An 18,588-nucleotide genomic window follows, 5' to 3' on the forward strand; every position below is an offset into this window, starting at 1 on the left:
TAGAGCTTTAAGCTCTCTAAAGGGCCGTAGGAGACTACTACGTTGATAGGCAAGGTGTGTAAGCGTTGTGAGGCGTTGAGCTAACTTGTACTAATGACCCGTGAGGCTTAACCATACAACCCAGATGAGTTTTACTGATACGACTTAGTATTAGAATAGAGCGCTTAAGCAGTGCGAGAAATCAAGTAAGCTTTAATAAAGCAAATCAGCTTTTCGAATTAACTAAATATTGGTAATTAAGACGCAGGAAATTGTTAGGCTAACAAAGCCGTGACGAGCGAAGCGCGGAGTGTAGTTCACTACATGAGCACTAGAGCGAGGTGACAATGCCGTTAGACGGACAATTAACCAGTCTTTAGATAACAAATTTGTCTGGAAACCATAGAGCTGTGGCACCACCTGATCCCATTCCGAACTCAGAAGTGAAACACAGTATCGCCGATGGTAGTGTGGGGTCTCCCCATGCGAGAGTAGGTCATTTCCAGGCGCCTAATTTACTCGAAAGAATAGTGATAAGCCCGTTGCTAACGCAACGGGCTTTTTTACGTCTTGAATTTGAGCAAATAGTATTGTGATTGAAATATTCAGTGCTCGAATGCATAGCAGAGAATGATCAAACTTTTGTACTTATTTTAAGTTATGTCCGCTTATTCACTCTAATACAATTACATTAAATATATGATCTAATTAACCGTCATTCTCTTATTGCTATATTTATGAATAATATCAATCTTGCTGCATTAGCTAAATCTGAAAAAAGCGCTCGTAAACGTATGCGTTACCTCGCCTTACTCCACTTTACCGAAGGTCATTCTCGCACCGCGATTGCCAACATGTTGAAGGTTAGTAGAACAAGTGTAAATGCCTGGGTTACAAACTATTTAACTCATGGTATCAACGGCCTGGATGATAAACATAATCCAGGTAGACCTGCACAATTGTCAGCGAAACAACAGGCAAGTCTGAAAGAGTTTATACAAGCTCAAAGCTTATCTGAGAGTGGCGGTAGATTAATGGCAAGAGATGTCTGTCTTTTTATTCAATCTGAATTTAAAGTGACCTTTAAGCAGGCCAACATCTACAGAATACTCCATCAATTAGGCTTTTCATGGATAACAACTCGCTCTCGTTACCCAAAACAGTCTCAAGATGTTCAGGACGCTTTTAAAAAACTTCCAACTGTCAACGATCCTTAACACCCCTGGTCATGTATCGTTAGATCGCATTGATGTGTGGTTTCAAGATGAAGCCCGGTTCGGCCAGCAAAATACCACAACCCATATTTGGGCATTGAAAGGAAGCCGACCACGGTCAGTAAGGCAACAACAGTTTGAATCCGCCTATTTATATGGTGCGGTGTGTCCTGCTACAGGTGCGACAGAGGCAATTATACCATTTCCATTAATTATGTGACCAATCAGAGTCACTCAGACTGTCCAGTTTGAGGCGCATTGTTGAAAATAATGGTTATTCCCTTTTTAAGACTATGCAACAAAGAAATGGACAGTCTGAGCGCCTCCTGCAAGGCGGGTTTCTGTGCCTTCTATACTGCTTAATAGCACTTTGACGTAGAGCAACTATGCCTACAATCCTATTACTTGCCTAGAAGGCACAGAACTCCCGCTGAATGACCAGATAATTAGTGGAATTGGTATTATTGCCCCGTATGCCAGTAGTGAATATATGTTAGAACATTTGAAATTAATTTCAGAAGCGACTGAATTTGGACGCTATGCCCTGATCATTATGGACGGCGCAGGTTGGCATCAACAAAAACTGACGGAGGGCTTTGATAACTTAAGTATCCTTAAACTTCCCCCTTATCCCCCAGAACTCAATCCTGTAGAACAAGTGTGGCAATGGCTTCGTCAAAATGAACTTGCCAATCGTTGTTTTAGTGATATGACGATATTGTTGAACAGTGCTCAATTGCATGGAATCACTTTATTGCAGAGCCTGAAAGGGTAATTAAATTATGTTCTAGAAACTGGGCAAAACTGACCAGTTAATTAATGTAAATGGTATAACAATTGCCTGGGTAATATTCCGGACATTAAAAAGCCATCTATCTTGATGGCTTTGGTATCTCTCAATATAAGGTTAACAACTTATCGAGGATAGGTTTATTGGCTTCTGGGAACTCATAGTCGTTGAGTGCATCAATATCTACCCATTTTACTTGCTGGCCTTCTACACCAATAGCGTTTCCTGTGAAGTCTGTGACTAAATGAATGTCTAACAGCACATGCTTGTCTGGGTAATCGTGGCTAATATCTATAAATTCACTGGTGTGATTTACGTCCAGGCTCACTTCCTCTTTTAGCTCACGGATCAATGCTTGTGTTACTGATTCGCCCAGCTCTACCTTACCACCGGGAAACTCCCATTTGCCACCTTGATGAAGATGATCATGACGTTTAGCCAATAGGACTTTTTTTTGTTTATTTATAATTACGCCAACGGCGACATGTATTCTCTTTTGCATGTTAGCTCTTATGATATCGCCATTATTGTTTAAAGAAGTCTTCTTCATCGTAACCAATATCGTCGATCATATCTGGGTCGATATTGTCTTTAACCGGAATGCTGTGCTTCTCGCTTGCCCAGTCACCTAAATCGATGAGTTTGCATCTTTCGCTACAAAAGGGCTTAAATAATGCTTCCGCACTCCATAGCACTGATGTGCTGCAAATGGGGCATTTTACTGTTAATGGCATATTGTTATCTCTTACTCCACTTAATGCTGTTAAAGCAAGTCAGTGTTAGTTGTGATTATGATGTGATGTTAAAGGGTTTAGCTGCAGGTTGCTAGTGAGAACTCAATCTGTGTATTTGTGTGGCGGTGTAAATTGAAGTCGACAAAATGAATCGCGTAACGGTTTTTATGACCGCTGATGGTTGGATAACAATTTTGAGCGGCATTCACTCTGACACGGATCAGTGAAAGCGGTTGTGAGGATTCACCTTGGTAAAAGCCTGCAGCAGCACGTAGCTGATTAAACTCAGCGGTCTGTCTATACAGTTGTAATAAAAACGCTATAGGGGCTAATAACGGTTGATACTGAAGTAACCAATGCTCGATGTCTTGCTGTCGTTGTGGCCAACTTTTACCTAACCAAAAATGTAACTGTGGTAAATCAAAATTGCAGTATGCCCCAGCCATATTAAAACGCTGTCGTAATGCGGTAATAAACTTATCTTGTTTAATGCTACAACCAATTCTTTCTGGGGTTTGTAATGAGGCTTTACATGCAGATAACTGTTGAATGAGAGGATTAATTTGTTCGCTATCACTCAGTTGCAACAAATTGATTTGGCTAAGCTGTTGTATCTGTTTTTCAATGTCTTTGAGCACTTCAGAGCGGTAATCACAGCGTTCTGTTAGCTCTGCTAGCGCAAATAAGGGGTAAAAGCATTGGCTTTGTTGATCTTGGAGGATATTGCTTTGTAACTGCTGAGCAAGGTTTTCTAAGCGTAAATAACTGCGTATTTTTTCATTTAAAGGTTGTTCGTAAATTAAATCAGTCATTGGGCTTAGTTAATAACTCGGCTGCTTGTTGTAAAAAGAGTTGATGCAGGCGACTTACTTGGCTGCGCAACAGGTTAATGTCTCCTTGATTATCGATAATGTGGTCGGCTTTATCGAGTCGTTGCTGTCTGCTCATTTGGCTTGCGAGTATATGCTCTACTTGCTGTTGGCTGACACCATCACGTTGTATCGTCCTTGAAATTTGCAATTCTGGCGAAATGTCTACCACCAAAGTTGTAGTCACTAAACTATCTAATTGGTTTTCAAATAGCAAGGGCACAACCATAATCACATATGCAGAAGTCGACGCATTAACTTGCTCAAGCATGGTTTGACGGATCATGGGGTGCAAGAGATTATTAAGCCAGAGTCTTTGCTGTTGATTATCGAAGACTTGACTGCGCAAGGCTGCTCTATCGAGTTCTCCGTTTGGTAACAGTATCTCATTACCAAAATGCTCACCTATTTCTTGTAGTCCTTTTGAGCCGGGCTCAACCACTTCTCTGGCAATTATATCGGCATCGACAACCTCGATGCCATTTTCGGCAAATAGATTAGCCACGGTAGTTTTTCCGCTGGCGATACCACCTGTGAGGCCAACGATAAACTTTTTATGGGTCATAAGGTGCTCAGATACCAATTAAGAATATCTTGCCCCCAGACCAGCGCTATCCAACCGGCGGCGGCAATATAAGGTCCAAAAGGGATAGGGTTACCTTTATTAAGCTTTTTAGTGATAATCATCATGATGCCGACCACCGCACCGACAAGCGATGACAATAAGATGATCAGTGGCAGCATTTGCCAGCCTAGCCAGGCACCAAATACGGCTAACAGCTTAAAGTCACCGTAGCCCATACCTTCCTTGCCAGTAACGAGTTTAAATAGCCAGAATACAGACCAGAGGCTTAAATAACCGGCAGCCGCGCCAATAATGGCATCTTGTGGGCTGGCATAAATGCCTTTTAGATTGATGACTAGTCCTAACCATAATATCGGTAAGGTCAGTTGGTCTGGCAAGAGCATTTCATCTAAATCGATACCGGTTAACGCCACTAACACAAAGGTTAATATACTGGCATAGACAAACTGCCATGTCGGACCAAAATAGAACGCCAGCGTGGCGATGAGTAAACCTGTTAGCAGCTCAATAATAGGATAGCGTGCAGAAATCGCAGTTTTGCAATTGGCGCATTTTCCTTTTAACGATAACCAACCCAGAATGGGTAGGTTATGCCATGGCTTAATGTCGCTTTTGCATTTAGGGCAGGCAGATCCTGGCACCACGATATTGTACTTTGCCGGAAACGCATCAATGGGCTTATTTAAACGTTCATTACCGACTTGTTTAACAATATCGGGATGATATTCATTTAAGTAAAAATTACATTCACTTTGCCACTCACGTTTCATCATCACTGGTAAGCGATGAATCACCACGTTAAGAAAACTGCCAATGGTGGCAGCAAAGATAAAGCTAATAACAACAAACACCCAAGGATATTGATGCATCGTTGTGACAAACGTTGAGATAAATTCAGTCATTTTTCTTATCGTAAAAATTAAACAACGTTACCCATTTCAAAAATAGGTAAATACATGCCGACAATCAGTCCGCCAACAACGGTACCAATCACCACCATCATGATAGGTTCAATCAGGCTAGACAGACCATCAACGGCATCATCTACCTGCATTTCATAGATGTTGGAGACTTTGTTGAGCATTTCATCCAGGCCGCCAGATTCTTCACCAATCATCACCATCTGAATCAACATGTCTGGAAACAGACCAGTTGTTCGCATTGCGACGTTCATTTGCATCCCCGACATCACTTCTTGACGGACTTTAAGTAATGCCTTGCGATATACATAATTACCAGAAGCGCCAGCTGCGGACTCTAAACCATCAATTAATGGCACACCAGCGGCAAACGTGGTGGCTAATGTACGAGCAAATCGTGCCATTGCAGCCTTATGCAGAATATCACCGATGGCAGGAATCTTGAGTACCATTTGATCTATTCTGTCTCGAAAATTTTGCGAGGTTCTATGAGTTCTTTTAAATAGCCAAATGCCAGCAATAATCGCAATAGCAAAGTAATACCAAGAGCTCTGTAGCCAGCGTGAAATATTAATGATTATTTGCGTAAAGGCAGGTAGTTCAGCACCAAAGCCGTTAAAGATATCCTCAAATTGTGGTACTACGAATAGCAACAAGAGTGATGTAACTAAGAGTGCAACAACCACAACTGCAGCAGGGTAAAACATTGCTTTTTTAATTTTAGATTTTAATTGTTCAGCTTTTTCTCGGTAAATAGCAATTCGATCAAATACTGCGTCAAGTGAACCAGAATGCTCACCCGCAGCCACTAAGTCGACGTACAAATCATCAAAATATACACGATGCGGTCTTAATGAATCAGATAAAGGAATACCTGATTGAACATCTGATAAAATAGTGCCTAGTAATTCTCTTACTTTAGCTTTTTCATGGCCGCGGCCTAATAATTCAATTGTCGTTACTAGCGGTACACCGGCAGCTAGCATTGTGGCTATTTGGCGAGTGATCATCGCAATGTCCATTGCGGTGATCTTTTTCTCGGACTTCCATAATGGAGCAGACTTTTTGCGAACCCCTTTAGGTGTTACTCCTTGCTTTTTCAAAACGGCTCGGATTTCAGCTATGCTTGAGCCGCGTAGTTCTCCCGAGGTTCGCGCACCATCACGATTGACCCCTTTCCACTCAAATGTAAACACCTTGGGTTGGTGTTTTTGAGTTTGTTTTCTGGTTTTAGGTTTTCTTTTTGCTGCTGCAGTGGCCATGGAGCCAATCCTTTTTTAGCGAGCTCTTATCCATAATAGAAGCATTTCAGAGCGATGTTGCAAAGTTGAATAAATTTATGTCGTTAATTTTGTTACTCTAGACTAATTAAAAGCTAGTGACACGGTTTATTTCGGCAATACTGGTCACGCCATGAATCACTTTAAGCAAGCCAGATTGACGTAGATCGCGCATGCCTTGTTGTTTGGCAATAGTGGCAATTTGTAAAGAGTTGCCGCCTTCCATGATTGTGCGAGCAATCTCATCGCTCATTTTCATCACTTCATAAATACCGACACGGCCTTTATAACCGCCTGAGCATAATTCACAGCCTATGGGCTTAAATACGCTGATACCTTTGCTAATGTCAGCCTCTTGAAAACCTAGGCGTTGTAATTCGGCTATAGGCACATCTTCTACTTGTTTGCAGGCGGGGCATAAACGTCTGGCCAAGCGTTGAGCAATAATTAAGTTTACCGAGCTGGCAATGTTATAACCGGGTACGCCCATGTTAATTAGACGGGTTAAAGTTTCTGCCGCGGAATTAGTATGCAAGGTTGATAATACTAGGTGACCGGTTTGTGCCGCTTTAATGGCAATTTCTGCGGTTTCTAGGTCGCGGATTTCACCGACCATGACCACATCAGGGTCTTGACGTAAAAATGAGCGCAGTGCTGACGCAAAAGTTAAACCGGCTTTTAAATTAATGTGAACCTGGTTAACACCTTCAAGGTTAATCTCGACTGGATCTTCTGCGGTAGAGATATTACGCTCTTCGGTATTGAGAATATTAAGCCCAGTGTACAAGGATACGGTTTTACCGGAACCTGTCGGCCCTGTGACTAAAATCATCCCTTGAGGCTTGGCAAGCATTTCTTCGTACAATAAGCGTTGATCATCTTCATAGCCGAGCTTTTCAATCCCTAGCTGGGCTGAAGACGAGTCCAAAATACGCATTACAATCTTTTCGCCCCAAATTGTGGGCAGAGTACTGACACGAAAATCGATTGATTTGGTGCGCGACAGCTTCATTTTAATGCGGCCATCTTGCGGAACCCTTCGCTCGGCAATGTCGAGCTTGGACATGACTTTTAAGCGCGCTGAAATGCGGTTTGATAAATTAACTGGAGGCTCAGACACTTCATGTAAAATACCGTCAATACGAAAACGAATGCGGTAGCGTTTTTCATACGGTTCAAAGTGTAAATCTGAGGCGCCTTTACGAATCGCATCGGTAAGAATTTTATTGATATAAATAACGATAGGCGCATCATCACTGCTGTCACCACTTGGTTCATCTTGGCGGCTAGTATCAGTTATCTCTATAGAGGCAAGCGCTTCTTCATCAGCTCCAGCTAGATCAAGGCCAGAAATATCATCTTCAATAACTTTTTCTAGTGCCTTAAGCAACTTATCATCTTCTACTAAGATCGCTTCAGCATGCAAACCTAAACTAAATTGGAAGTCTTCAAGGGCTGCAATATTGGTAGGATCTGAAGTTGCAATATAAAGGCGATTTCCGCGTTTGAAAAGCGGTAAGCACTTATGCTTCTCAATGAGTTTTTTATTAAGTAAGTCTTCATTAATGCTAGATATATCAAATTCATTTAAATCGAGTAGTGGCGTACCATACTCTTCATAGCATAGTTCAGCTATTTCACGAGCTGATAGTAGTTTGGAGCTTATAAGCGTTGCGACTAAGGACTGTTTATGCTTTCGAGATTCGGAAATTGCAGTTGATATTTGCTCTTCACTTAAGAGACCTTTACGAATAAATAAAGTTGATAGGCCTAAATGAATTGCAGATGATGACATGTAAATTACCTACTCAAATATAATAATTCTACATCTCTAATGATGTAAAGTAAAAAGGCAGCGGAATGCTGCCTTTTGTCACTAACTATATTTATAGGCGACAGTTTGAAGGTAGGTACTTATCGTCAACATCGCCAGTATTACAAGTCCAAGTGACACTGCCATTAGCATCATTAAACGTTGGTGCTACAATCAGAGTTGCATCATCCTTTACTTTTTCATTGAAAGTTACTGTAATGGCACCAGTAAGGCCAACAACAACACTTTTTACAGCATTACCAGTTATAGTATCTGACATACCTACTTTTGCATTTGACATGGCCGTTACATCACCTGTTGCAGCATAATATTCAACGACTGCAGTTTTTGCCCCAGCAGCAAGGCCCATACCTTCAGATACATGCCCACGCTTTGTAAAGTCTTGATAAGCAGGCAATGCGATTGCAGCAAGAATACCGATGATCGCCACTACGATCATTAATTCAATAAGAGTAAAACCTTTAGCGTTTTTGATTTGGTTGATACCTTTCATTTTTCTCTCCGTAAAATTAGGCCGGGTTGTATCAATCCTCGATGGCGAAGCACTCATTTTCTAGTATGAAGTGAGTCCGCTGGCATTCCATTTGCCGAAAACCTTAAGCACATTGTGTGGTGTAGATGTTATATCGACATAACCACGTTTTAGTTTAGCCAACATTTTATGTTTTGGTGTGTGTTGATACGCTGTGAGCGTATTGATATGCACGTTTACCTCAAAAAATGTTAGCAGATTATTTACTTAATGACATTTCGGCTGAGCAGTAAACCTAGAGTAAATACGCTAATGTTAACATGCAGACCATGTATATTTGAGTAATGAGTCTATTACAGACCGTCACAAATGTAGACTAAATGTTAATATCTTTGCACGCATTTACACTTTGGCGGTTACTGTGGATGGCCGAAAGGCCAACTCGCCTACGGTAAACGTTAGTATAAACTGTTACAAAATGGAATAGTTTTACCGTACAAATAAAAAATAAATATCTAAAATTGTTGTAAATTCACATTTCCCGCACATTATACGATAAGTTTTTTTTGACACGCTAGCTTTATGCGTTATTTTTTTGACATAAATGTAACAATGTCGTTTTGTTGGCGCTTTGCTTCTAGGTTCTAGAGCGCTACGCTGCTAGAAGCTATAAAAGCTCAGCTGCAAAGTTGCCCTAGTATCTCAATCTCAGCAGCGAAGCTGTTCTAGCAGCGCAGCGACCCTAGCAGGACGAAGTCCGCCCTAGAATCTAGGACCAGTAGCAAAAAGCCTAGAGGCTAGAGCGCTACGCTGCTAGAAGCTATAAAATCTCAGCAGCGAAGCTGTCCTAGAAGCGCAGCGACCTAGCAGGACGTAGTCCGCCCTAGAATCTAGGATCTCGTATCTAGCAGCGAAGCTGTCCTAGAAGCGCAGCGACCTAGCAGGACGAAGTCCGCCCTAGCACCTAGGATCTAGAACTATCACGCCTTCAATCTTAACGATAAATCTAGCGCTTTAACGTGCTTAGTCAGTGCGCCTACCGAAATATAGTCAACGCCAGTTTGTGCAAATGTCGCGAGGGTATCTAAGGTTACATTGCCCGATACTTCTAGTTTAGCGCCCTGTCCTTTATCTTTATAGCGGTTATTAATGCTGACTGCGTCGACCATCATGGTGACGTCGAAGTTATCAAGCATAATAATGTCTGCGCCGCCTTCGAGTGCCTGAGTTAGCTCGTCAAGTGATTCTACTTCTACTTCTACCGGCTTGCGATCGTCTAATGCGCGAGCTGCGGTAATAGCTTGTGAAATGCCGCCACAGGCCATGATGTGATTTTCTTTGATTAAAAAAGCATCAAACAAGCCAATGCGATGATTTTTGCCGCCGCCGCAGGTTACCGCATATTTTTGTGCCGTACGTAACCCTGGGATGGTTTTGCGGGTGTCGAGTAAGCGAGTATGGGTGCCCGACAGTTTGTCGACATAATGTTTGGTGAGTGTGGCAGTGCCAGACAAGGTTTGAATAAAGTTCATTGCGGTGCGCTCGCCGGTTAAAATGGCGCGTGCAGGACCCGATAGTTCGCATAAGACTTGATTAGGTACTACTAAGTCGCCATCGTCGACATGCCAATGCAGCACGACTTCGCCACCTAGCTGGTTAAATACTTGCTCGGCCCAGGCTTTACCGCAAAATACACCGTCTTCTCTAGTGATTAAACTGCCTGAAACATGTTTGTCAGCAGGAATGAGTTGTGCAGTAATGTCTGCCGTTAGCATCTGTTCGATAGTGTTATGTGCGCTGTGACCTAGATCTTCATCGAGTGCTGTTTTTACTGCGTGGCGGATGTCATTTTCTAACATAAGCAAAGTCCTTGCAAAAGAGCGTGATAGGGCAAAACGATAACCGATTATTGGGATGGTCGTTTACCGAAAAGCATTTGCACAAGATTATCATATTTACACGACTGTCTGACACTCACTCATGGGCAATTTTTAACATTGGTAGTTAGGGTTTATATACTCGAGCTACTTCAAGATACCGGTTTCAAAGCCTGTCATTACATTCTGTTTGAGGCAAAAGTCGACCTAATGGCTGTCTCTTTCTCGGTTTTTTAACAAAAAATGGACGTAATGCGCGGCCTCATTAGGGTTAGTTTGGTTGGGTTTTATGCTTTGTTGCTGATTAGCAAGGTAGAATAACGATGTATCAAATCAGCAACACGGCAGAAAGCCATCCTATTTTCGCGCAATACGCGTCTTGAGGTCGCTTGGGTATAACTGCTAAATTACAGTATCGACATTGAATTAAGGTTGCTATGGCTATTGGAGTATTAGACAGCGGTTGGTTAGACAGCGCGCGTCAGTGTGTGTCGCCTTATTTTAATCAGCGGCCTGAGGGCGAAGTGAGCTTGTTGGTAGTACATAACATCAGTTTGCCGGCTGGCTGTTTTGGTTTGCCGCACATTGATGGGTTGTTTCAGGGCTGTTTAGACATTAACGCGGATGACAGCTTTGCTGAGTTGGCGGGGTTACAGGTATCGGCACATTTTTTAATTCGCCGTGATGGTGAGGTAGTGCAATATGTCAGTTGTGATGATCGTGCCTGGCATGCTGGCGTATCAAGTTTTAATGATCGCAGTGGTTGTAATGACTTTGCCATTGGCATTGAGATGGAAGGTACCGACGTTAGCGGTTATACCGATGAGCAATATCAACAATTAACGCTGTTAACATTGGCCTTAATGGCGCAGTATCCTATGATTACCTTAGACAATATTGTTGGTCATTGTGATATTGCTCCGGGACGTAAAACCGATCCTGGTGATAGCTTTGATTGGCCACGATACAAACAAGCCATTTTAACGGCAACAACTTGAATACTTTATAAGATTCATTATCGTGCGTTCACTGTTTTACACAATAGTTCTTGATACCGTAGATCATCGATTAAAAGGATATTCATGGCGTTATTTTCATTATTAGTCGCGATTTTAGTCGAGCGACTTAAATTACTGCCCAGTGGGTTGCAGTTTGATCGCTTAATGACGCGTTACCATAAACAATTTTGGGATGCTGAGTCGTTAGCGACTGAATTTGGCGTGGCAATGGCGCTGATATTGCCGGCGTTAGTGGTGTTTGTTGTGAGCCATTTATTGCAGGGTATGTTGTTCGATTTACTCAGTTTGTTGTTTTGGGTTGTGGTGTCGATGATTTGTTTTAGTCACCAACATTTACGTGCTGTGTTTAAACAGTATATTCAGGCGGCTTGCCGTGGTGATGTGCAGGCATGTTACCGATATGCTGGGCAGCTTGATTGTACCGAATGCCTTGATGTGGTTGATGAACAAGATTTAGGTGAAAAAGTGGGGCAAACGGTTGCGTGGATTAACTATCGTTATTACGGCGCAGTGGCGTTGTTTTTAATCTTTTTAGGCCCTGTTGGTGCGGTGTTGTATTGCACCGTGCGTTTTTACAGTGACTTTAATGTTAAAAACCAAACTAAAATGCCGCTGGTTGATGATTTGCAAACCTTGCTTGATTGGTTACCAAGCCGGTTGTTTAGTTTTGGTTACGTATTGAGTGGTCAATTTAGCAGTGGTTTGAGAGCGTGGCGCCAGCATGGGTTAAGAATTCGTTGTGATGCTAAAACTATTGTCACGCAAACGGCCGTTGCCGCAGAGTCGTTGCCCGAGGCGGGTAATGCACCTATTAGTGTGCAGTCTACTTTAGCGCTACTGGCATTAAGTAAGCGTAACTTTTTATTGTTACTGACTTTAGTGTCGGTATTAACTATTTTTGGATTTGTGAATTAGTTGGGAGCGAGGTGCTAGGTACTAGGTACTAGGGCGGACTGCGTCCTGCTAGGACAGCTTCGCTGCTGAGATACTAGGGCGGACTTCATCCTGCTAGGATAGCTTAGCTGCTGAGATTTTATAGCCTTCTAGCAGCGTAGCGCTCTAGTTTCTAGGCTTTTTGCTACTAGATCTTAGGGCGGACTTCGTCCTGCTAGGATAGCTTAGCTGAGATTTTATAGCCGTCTAGCAGCGTAGCGCTCTAGTTGCTAGCTTCCTAGCTCTTCGTTTTTAGCGCTTTAGGGTAAATGGTCTGACCCCTTTAATTCAAATATCGGTTATGCTCATGGATTGAGCGTTTTAAACAAACTTGTGCTTGGTTGTCAATAAGCTGATAACTAGACACGGCCTGTATGATTTGATAAAGTGCGCTCTCTCATATTAATTGGTAAGACCAATTGACAATCTCTTATTTAGGGAGCAGGGCGCCAGATGGCTTATAGTAAGATTACCCAGCCAAAAATTTCCGATGTGATCATGGAGCAATTAGAGCGCATGATCCTTGAAGGCAGTTTGCAGCCGGGTCAGAAACTGCCTCCCGAACGCGAACTTGCGGTGCAATTTGAAGTGTCTCGTCCTTCATTACGCGAAGCCATTCAAAAGTTAGAAGCCAAAGGGTTGCTGATGCGTCGTCAAGGCGGTGGCACCTATGTAAAAGAACAGCTGTGGCAAAGTCTTGCCGATCCTATCGTTGAATTAATGCATAACGACTCTGAAAGTCAGTATGACTTGCTTGAGTTCCGTCACGCCACTGAAGGCATGATGGCGTATTATGCTGCGCTGCGTGGCACTGATGCCGATATGCAAAATATTCAAACTAAAATTACTGACGTAGAGGCTGCAACGGATTTTGAGGCGAAAGCGGCAGCTATTGTGCGCTTTTATCGCGCGGTTGCTGAGGCGTCACACAATGTGGCTATGTTGCATCTAGTATTAAGTTTAACCCCTGTGCTGCACAAAAATGTGGCACAAAACCTGGAGCTTTTAAGCATTCGCAAAGAAGCTTCCACCAAGGCAAATGATCACAGACGGGCATTATTGGCTGCGATTATACGCCGGGACCCAGACGCTGCGCGTGAAGCTTCGAACGAGCATTTAAGCTATATCGAAGAAGTCATGTTGTCAGTAAGAGAAGAAGACAGTCGGTTGCAACGTAGTTTGCGCCGTTTAAAGAGCGGCGTGTAGTACTTGTTACTTTGAATGAGAATACACTTTTGCTGTGTCAACAAGCAGCAAAAAGCCGAAATATAATCCGTATATAGAGAAGGACTGCGAGATGTCTGAAGATATGCTTCAAGATTTAGACCCATCAGAAACCCAAGAGTGGGTTGATGCTCTACAAGCTGTGTTAGAGCAAGAAGGGCCTGAACGTGCACACTTTTTACTTGAAAAACTAATCGATAAAGCGCGTCGTAACGGTACTCACTTACCTTACAATGCCACTACTGCATATTTGAATACCATTCCAGCAGGCCAAGAGCCAAACATGCCTGGTAACCAGGAAATGGAGCGTCGTATTCGTGCGATTATCCGTTGGAATGCCTTGGCGATGGTGTTACGTGGTTCTAAGAAAGATTTAGAGCTTGGTGGTCATATTTCAAGTTTCGCGTCTAGCGCAACGATTTACGATGTGTGTTTTAACCACTTCTTCCGTGCGCCAAATGAGCAAGATGGTGGTGACTTAGTTTACTTCCAAGGCCATATCGCACCTGGTATTTATGCGCGTTCGTTCCTTGAAGGTCGTATTACCGAAGATCAAATGGCTAACTTCCGTCAAGAAGTTGATGGTAAAGGTCTATCTTCGTACCCACATCCTAAGTTAATGCCTACTTACTGGCAGTTCCCGACGGTATCGATGGGTCTAGGTCCTATTCAGGCTATTTATCAAGCGCGTTATTTAAAGTATTTGACTGACCGCGGCTTAAAAGATTGTTCTAAGCAAACTGTTTACTGTTTCTTAGGTGACGGTGAGTGTGATGAGCCAGAAGCATTAGGTGCTATTGGTTTGGCTGCACGTGAAGAATTAGACAACTTAGTGTTTATTGTTAACTGTAACTTACAGCGTCTTGATGGCCCTGTGCGTGGTAACGGTAAAATTATCCAAGAACTTGAAGGCGAATTCCGCGGCGCAGGCTGGGAAGTGGTTAAAGTGATTTGGGGACGTTATTGGGATCCATTATTGGCCCGTGACACTAGCGGTAAATTATTACAGTTAATGGAAGAAACCGTAGACGGTGAATACCAAAACTGTAAAGCCAAAGGCGGCGCGTACACGCGTGAGCATTTCTTTGGTAAGTATCCTGAAACTGCGGAAATGGTTGCTAACATGTCAGATGATGACATTTGGCGCTTAAACCGTGGTGGTCACGACCCTGTTAAAGTTTACGCTGCACTAGAACATGCACAGAAAACTAAAGGTCGCCCAACGGTTATTTTAGCTAAAACTGTTAAAGGTTATGGTTTAGGTGATGCTGGCGAAGGTAAAAACATCGCTCACAACGTGAAGAAGATGGGCGCTGAGTCAATCCGTTACTTCCGCGATCGTTTCAATATCCCAATCCCTGACGATAAGTTAGAAGAATTACCTTTCTATCATCCAGGTCCAGACTCTGAAGAAGTTAAATACTTAAAGAGTCGTCGTGAAGCGTTATTAGGTTATTTACCGCAACGTCGTGAAAAATTCACTGAAGAGTTAGAAATTCCTTCATTGAAAATTTTTGATTCGATTTTAAAAGGCTCTAACGGCCGTGAAATCTCGTCAACGATGGCATTTGTTCGCGTGTTAACAGCGTTGTTAAAAGACAAAGGCATTGGCAAGCGTATTGTGCCAATTATTCCTGACGAAGCGCGTACTTTTGGTATGGAAGGTTTATTCCGTCAAGTGGGTATTTATGCTCACGAAGGCCAAAAATATATTCCACAAGATTCTGATCAAGTGGCGTACTACCGTGAAGATAAAACCGGTCAGGTTTTACAAGAAGGGATTAACGAATTAGGCGCTATGTCATCTTGGGTTTCAGCTGCAACCAGCTACTCAGTGAATGACATGCCAACGATTCCGTTTTACATCTACTACTCAATGTTCGGTTTCCAACGTATTGGCGACATGGCATGGGCTGCTGGCGACATGCGCGCACGTGGTTTCTTGGTCGGTGGTACTTCTGGCCGTACAACATTGAACGGCGAAGGTTTACAGCATCAAGATGGTCACAGCCACGTATTGGCTAACACGATTCCAAACTGTATTTCTTACGACCCAACTTACGGTTATGAAATTGCGGTAGTGGTACAGGACGGTATCCGTCGTATGTATGGCGAAAACCAGGAAGATATCTTCTACTACTTAACCACCATGAACGAAAACTACGTTCAGCCAGAAATGCCAGCCGGTGCCGAAGAAGGTATCGTAAAAGGTATTTACAAGCTTGAAACTGTTGCCGGTAGTGGAAAAGGTAAAGTACAGCTCATGGGCTGTGGCACTATTTTAGAAGAAGTGCGTAAAGCGGCTCAAGCCCTTGCGAAAGACTTTGGTGTGAGTTCAGATGTGTTCAGTGTTACCAGCTTTAACGAGCTAACGCGTGACGGCCAAGCGGCTGAGCGTTGGAACATGTTGCACCCAGAAGCGACGCCTAAGCAAGCGTACATTAGCCAGGTATTATCTGCTGATGCACCTGCGATTGTGGCTACTGACTACATGAAGATTTACGGTGAGCAATTACGTGCTTTCGTACCGACGGATTATAAAGTATTAGGTACTGATGGTTTTGGTCGCAGCGACAGCCGCGCAAACTTACGTCATCACTTTGAAGTCGATGCTAAGTTTATTGTTATTGCGGCACTGAAGTCACTTGTTGAGCGTAATGAAATGCCTGTTGATGTGTTAACTAAAACCATCGCTGAATATGGCATTGACGCTGACAAGATCAACCCACAGTTCGCGTAAGGGGATACAAAATGGCTGATTTAAAGGAAGTTTTGGTTCCTAATATCGACACTGACGCAGTACAAGTTATTGAAATTTGTGCCGCAGTGGGTGATTTTCTTGAAAAAGAAGCATCAATCATTACCGTTGAAAGCGATAAAGCGACCATGGACATTCCAGCACCTTTTGCTGGTACGTTAACAGAACTGAAAATCGCAGTAGGCGATACCGTTTCTGAAGGTACGTTAATCGCAATGATGACGGCAGCAAGTGCTGCACCAGCACAGGCCGAAGCGCCAGCACCTAAAGCTGAAGCGCCGGTTGCTCAGGCTGCAGCTCCGGCTCCAGTAGCCCCAGTGGCTGCACCTGCTGGTGGTTCACAAGTGATTGACGTTAAGGTGCCAGATATTGGCGGCGATACTGATGTGTCTGTCATCGAAGTGTTAGTCGCCGTTGGCGATAGCATTGACGTTGATACAGGGTTAATTACCTTAGAAACTGACAAAGCAACCATGGATGTACCATCACCGAAAGCCGGTGTGGTTAAATCTGTGACTGTGGCCGTTGGCGACAAAGTGTCTGAAGGTTCATTGGTTATCACGTTAGAAGTTGCGGGTTCTGCATCTGCAGCCCCAGCGCCACAGGCAACAGCTCCTGTTGCTCAAACTGCTGCGCCAGTGGCACAAGCTGCACCTGCCGCCGTGACAACTCAAGTGCAAGAAATTCATGTACCTGATATTGGCGACGCTAATGACGTTGATATTATTGAAGTACTGGTTTCAGTGGGTGATGAAATCACTGCAGATCAAGGGTTAATTACTCTTGAAACTGACAAAGCTACCATGGAAGTGCCAGCACCGTTTGCCGGTAAACTAGTGTCGTTAACGGTTAAAGTGGGCGACAAAGTGTCTCAAGGTAGCTTAATTGCCACTATTGAAACCACAAGCTCAGCACCTGTTGCACAGGCTGCTCCTGCTCAAGCAGAAGCCGCTCCAGCAGTACCAACACCGGCAATGGCTGCGAGCCGTCCATCAACTCCGCCAGTGCCGCATCACCCAAGTGCAGGCGTGACAGCATCAACAGGCGTAGTGCATGCATCGCCTGCGGTACGTCGCTTGGCGCGAGAGTTTGGTGTTGATTTAACTAAGGTTACAGGTACTGGTCGCAAAGCACGTATTTTGAAAGAAGACGTACAGGCATTTGTGAAATATGAGTTATCACGTCCTAAAGCAACTGCTGCAACGTCTGTTGCTGGTGGTGCGGGTGGCTTAAACGTGATTGCTGCGCCTAAAGTTGATTTCAGTAAGTTTGGTGAAGTGGAAGAAGTGCCATTAAGCCGTATCCAGAAAATTTCTGGTCCTAACTTACACCGCAACTGGGTGACTATTCCACACGTGACTCAGTTCGATGAAGCTGACATTAGCGAGATGGAAGCGTTCCGTAAGCAACAGAATGATATTGCTGCCAAGAAAAAGGCAGATTACAAAATCACTCCACTTGTGTTTATGATGAAAGCCGTGGCAAAAACATTGGCTGAATTCCCAGTGTTTAACTCAAGCTTAAGTGCCGATGGTGAGTCGCTTATTCAGAAGAAGTACTTCCATATTGGTGTTGCGGTTGATACACCAAACGGCCTAATGGTTCCGGTTGTACGTGATGTTGATAAGAAAGGCATTATAGAATTGTCGCGTGAGTTAACTGACATTTCTATCCGTGCTCGTGACGGCAAACTTAAGTCTGCTGACATGCAAGGTAGCTGTTTTACTATTTCAAGCTTAGGTGGCATTGGCGGTACGGCGTTTACGCCGATTGTTAACTATCCTGACGTGGCCATTTTAGGTGTGTCTAAATCTGAAATTAAGCCTAAATGGAACGGTAAAGAGTTTGAGCCTAAATTGATGTTGCCGTTGTCATTGTCATACGACCATCGTGTGATTGATGGCGCCATGGCTGCACGCTTTAGTGTGACCTTGTCAGGCATTTTATCTGACATACGCACCATCATTTTGTAAACAAATCTGGCCGCTCTAATAGAGTGGCCTTTTTTATGTCGATGATTATCACCAATGTTTGATTGTGATTGTCATCAAACAAAGGGTAAAATGCGGTCAGCTATCACAATCTGGCCACATTGATTG

At 43.4% G+C, this 18,588-nt stretch carries 15 protein-coding genes, 2 rRNA genes and 1 pseudogene; 9 read left to right on the top strand and 9 right to left on the bottom strand.

Annotated features, from left to right (window positions below):
- The 4 genes and pseudogenes from ACROAE_RS08615 to ACROAE_RS08630 form a co-directional block, all read left to right on the top strand.
- Nucleotides 1-115: ribosomal RNA gene (locus ACROAE_RS08615) — 23S ribosomal RNA — on the top strand; the annotation flags it as partial.
- 256 nt (nt 116-371) lie between these two features.
- Nucleotides 372-487 (top strand): 5S ribosomal RNA (gene rrf / locus ACROAE_RS08620).
- Nucleotides 488-716: 229 nt separating this feature from the next.
- Nucleotides 717-1,392 (top strand): annotated as a pseudogene (locus tag ACROAE_RS08625) (IS630 family transposase); the annotation flags it as partial.
- A 264-nt stretch (nt 1,393-1,656) separates the two neighbouring features.
- Entirely contained in the window at nt 1,657-1,968 is a 312-nt protein-coding gene (locus ACROAE_RS08630) for a transposase (protein ID WP_432401167.1), read from the top strand.
- A gap of 121 nt (nt 1,969-2,089) precedes the next feature.
- On the opposite strand, the gene mutT is transcribed toward ACROAE_RS08630, so the two are convergent.
- The 9 genes from mutT to nadC form a co-directional block, all read right to left on the bottom strand.
- The gene (gene mutT, locus ACROAE_RS08635; protein ID WP_432400768.1) at nt 2,090-2,485 is read right to left on the bottom strand and encodes an 8-oxo-dGTP diphosphatase MutT; all 396 of its coding nucleotides are present in this window, start codon (nt 2,483-2,485) and stop codon (nt 2,090-2,092) included.
- Between the two features lie 22 nt (nt 2,486-2,507).
- Nucleotides 2,508-2,717, bottom strand: coding sequence for a DNA gyrase inhibitor YacG (gene yacG, locus ACROAE_RS08640; protein WP_432400770.1), 210 nt, complete (start codon nt 2,715-2,717; stop codon nt 2,508-2,510).
- Nucleotides 2,718-2,794: 77 nt separating this feature from the next.
- Nucleotides 2,795-3,529, bottom strand: a complete 735-nt coding sequence (zapD, locus tag ACROAE_RS08645) for a cell division protein ZapD (protein WP_432400772.1) — start codon at nt 3,527-3,529, stop codon at nt 2,795-2,797.
- Nucleotides 3,522-4,151 (bottom strand): dephospho-CoA kinase, encoded by a 630-nt coding sequence (coaE, locus tag ACROAE_RS08650; RefSeq protein WP_432400774.1) that lies wholly within the window; start codon nt 4,149-4,151, stop codon nt 3,522-3,524. Before coaE ends, zapD begins: the two co-directional genes overlap by 8 nt.
- Nucleotides 4,148-5,074, bottom strand: a complete 927-nt coding sequence (locus ACROAE_RS08655) for a prepilin peptidase (RefSeq protein ID WP_432400776.1) — start codon at nt 5,072-5,074, stop codon at nt 4,148-4,150. The genes coaE and ACROAE_RS08655 overlap by 4 nt, the downstream gene beginning before the upstream one ends.
- 17 nt (nt 5,075-5,091) lie before the next feature.
- Nucleotides 5,092-6,354 carry a type II secretion system F family protein gene (locus tag ACROAE_RS08660; protein ID WP_432400778.1) on the bottom strand — a complete coding sequence of 421 codons (1,263 nt, stop codon included), beginning with the start codon at nt 6,352-6,354 and terminating at the stop codon, nt 5,092-5,094.
- Nucleotides 6,355-6,460: 106 nt separating this feature from the next.
- Entirely contained in the window at nt 6,461-8,167 is a 1,707-nt protein-coding gene (pilB, locus tag ACROAE_RS08665; RefSeq protein WP_432400780.1) for a type IV-A pilus assembly ATPase PilB, read from the bottom strand.
- A gap of 91 nt (nt 8,168-8,258) precedes the next feature.
- Entirely contained in the window at nt 8,259-8,681 is a 423-nt protein-coding gene (locus tag ACROAE_RS08670) for a pilin (protein ID WP_432401169.1), read from the bottom strand.
- Between the two features lie 977 nt (nt 8,682-9,658).
- Nucleotides 9,659-10,537, bottom strand: coding sequence for a carboxylating nicotinate-nucleotide diphosphorylase (gene nadC, locus ACROAE_RS08675; RefSeq protein WP_432400782.1), 879 nt, complete (start codon nt 10,535-10,537; stop codon nt 9,659-9,661).
- 455 nt (nt 10,538-10,992) lie between these two features.
- On the opposite strand from nadC, the gene ampD reads away from it, so the two are divergent.
- The 5 genes from ampD to aceF all read left to right on the top strand — a co-directional run bounded on the left by ampD (nt 10,993) and on the right by aceF (nt 18,462).
- Nucleotides 10,993-11,553 (top strand): 1,6-anhydro-N-acetylmuramyl-L-alanine amidase AmpD, encoded by a 561-nt coding sequence (gene ampD / locus ACROAE_RS08680; protein ID WP_432400784.1) that lies wholly within the window; start codon nt 10,993-10,995, stop codon nt 11,551-11,553.
- A gap of 84 nt (nt 11,554-11,637) precedes the next feature.
- Nucleotides 11,638-12,489, top strand: coding sequence for a beta-lactamase regulator AmpE (gene ampE, locus ACROAE_RS08685; RefSeq protein ID WP_432400787.1), 852 nt, complete (start codon nt 11,638-11,640; stop codon nt 12,487-12,489).
- A 471-nt stretch (nt 12,490-12,960) separates the two neighbouring features.
- Complete coding sequence (gene pdhR, locus ACROAE_RS08690; RefSeq protein ID WP_432400789.1) at nt 12,961-13,713, top strand: pyruvate dehydrogenase complex transcriptional repressor PdhR; 753 nt, start codon at nt 12,961-12,963, stop codon at nt 13,711-13,713.
- A 91-nt stretch (nt 13,714-13,804) separates the two neighbouring features.
- Nucleotides 13,805-16,471 carry a pyruvate dehydrogenase (acetyl-transferring), homodimeric type gene (gene aceE, locus ACROAE_RS08695; protein ID WP_432400791.1) on the top strand — a complete coding sequence of 889 codons (2,667 nt, stop codon included), beginning with the start codon at nt 13,805-13,807 and terminating at the stop codon, nt 16,469-16,471.
- Nucleotides 16,472-16,482: 11 nt separating this feature from the next.
- The gene (aceF, locus tag ACROAE_RS08700) at nt 16,483-18,462 is read left to right on the top strand and encodes a dihydrolipoyllysine-residue acetyltransferase (RefSeq protein WP_432400793.1); all 1,980 of its coding nucleotides are present in this window, start codon (nt 16,483-16,485) and stop codon (nt 18,460-18,462) included.
- Nucleotides 18,463-18,588 lie beyond the last annotated feature (126 nt).

Origin of the sequence: Shewanella sp. MF05960 (assembly GCF_050849305.1) — a bacterium.
Classification (GTDB): Bacteria; Pseudomonadota; Gammaproteobacteria; order Enterobacterales; family Shewanellaceae; genus Shewanella.

Excerpts from the sequence above, each read along its gene's own strand:
- zapD (WP_432400772.1), bottom strand. The coding sequence starts at position 3,529 with ATGACTGATTTAATTTACGAACAACCTTTAAATGAAAAAATACGCAGT.
- mutT (WP_432400768.1), bottom strand. The coding sequence starts at position 2,485 with ATGCAAAAGAGAATACATGTCGCCGTTGGCGTAATTATAAATAAACAA.
- nadC (WP_432400782.1), bottom strand. The coding sequence starts at position 10,537 with ATGTTAGAAAATGACATCCGCCACGCAGTAAAAACAGCACTCGATGAA.
- coaE (WP_432400774.1), bottom strand. The coding sequence starts at position 4,151 with ATGACCCATAAAAAGTTTATCGTTGGCCTCACAGGTGGTATCGCCAGC.
- ACROAE_RS08655 (WP_432400776.1), bottom strand. The coding sequence starts at position 5,074 with ATGACTGAATTTATCTCAACGTTTGTCACAACGATGCATCAATATCCT.
- ampD (WP_432400784.1), top strand. The coding sequence starts at position 10,993 with ATGGCTATTGGAGTATTAGACAGCGGTTGGTTAGACAGCGCGCGTCAG.
- ampE (WP_432400787.1), top strand. The coding sequence starts at position 11,638 with ATGGCGTTATTTTCATTATTAGTCGCGATTTTAGTCGAGCGACTTAAA.
- pdhR (WP_432400789.1), top strand. The coding sequence starts at position 12,961 with ATGGCTTATAGTAAGATTACCCAGCCAAAAATTTCCGATGTGATCATG.
- yacG (WP_432400770.1), bottom strand. The coding sequence starts at position 2,717 with ATGCCATTAACAGTAAAATGCCCCATTTGCAGCACATCAGTGCTATGG.
- pilB (WP_432400780.1), bottom strand. The coding sequence starts at position 8,167 with ATGTCATCATCTGCAATTCATTTAGGCCTATCAACTTTATTTATTCGT.
- ACROAE_RS08660 (WP_432400778.1), bottom strand. The coding sequence starts at position 6,354 with ATGGCCACTGCAGCAGCAAAAAGAAAACCTAAAACCAGAAAACAAACT.
- aceE (WP_432400791.1), top strand. The coding sequence starts at position 13,805 with ATGTCTGAAGATATGCTTCAAGATTTAGACCCATCAGAAACCCAAGAG.
- aceF (WP_432400793.1), top strand. The coding sequence starts at position 16,483 with ATGGCTGATTTAAAGGAAGTTTTGGTTCCTAATATCGACACTGACGCA.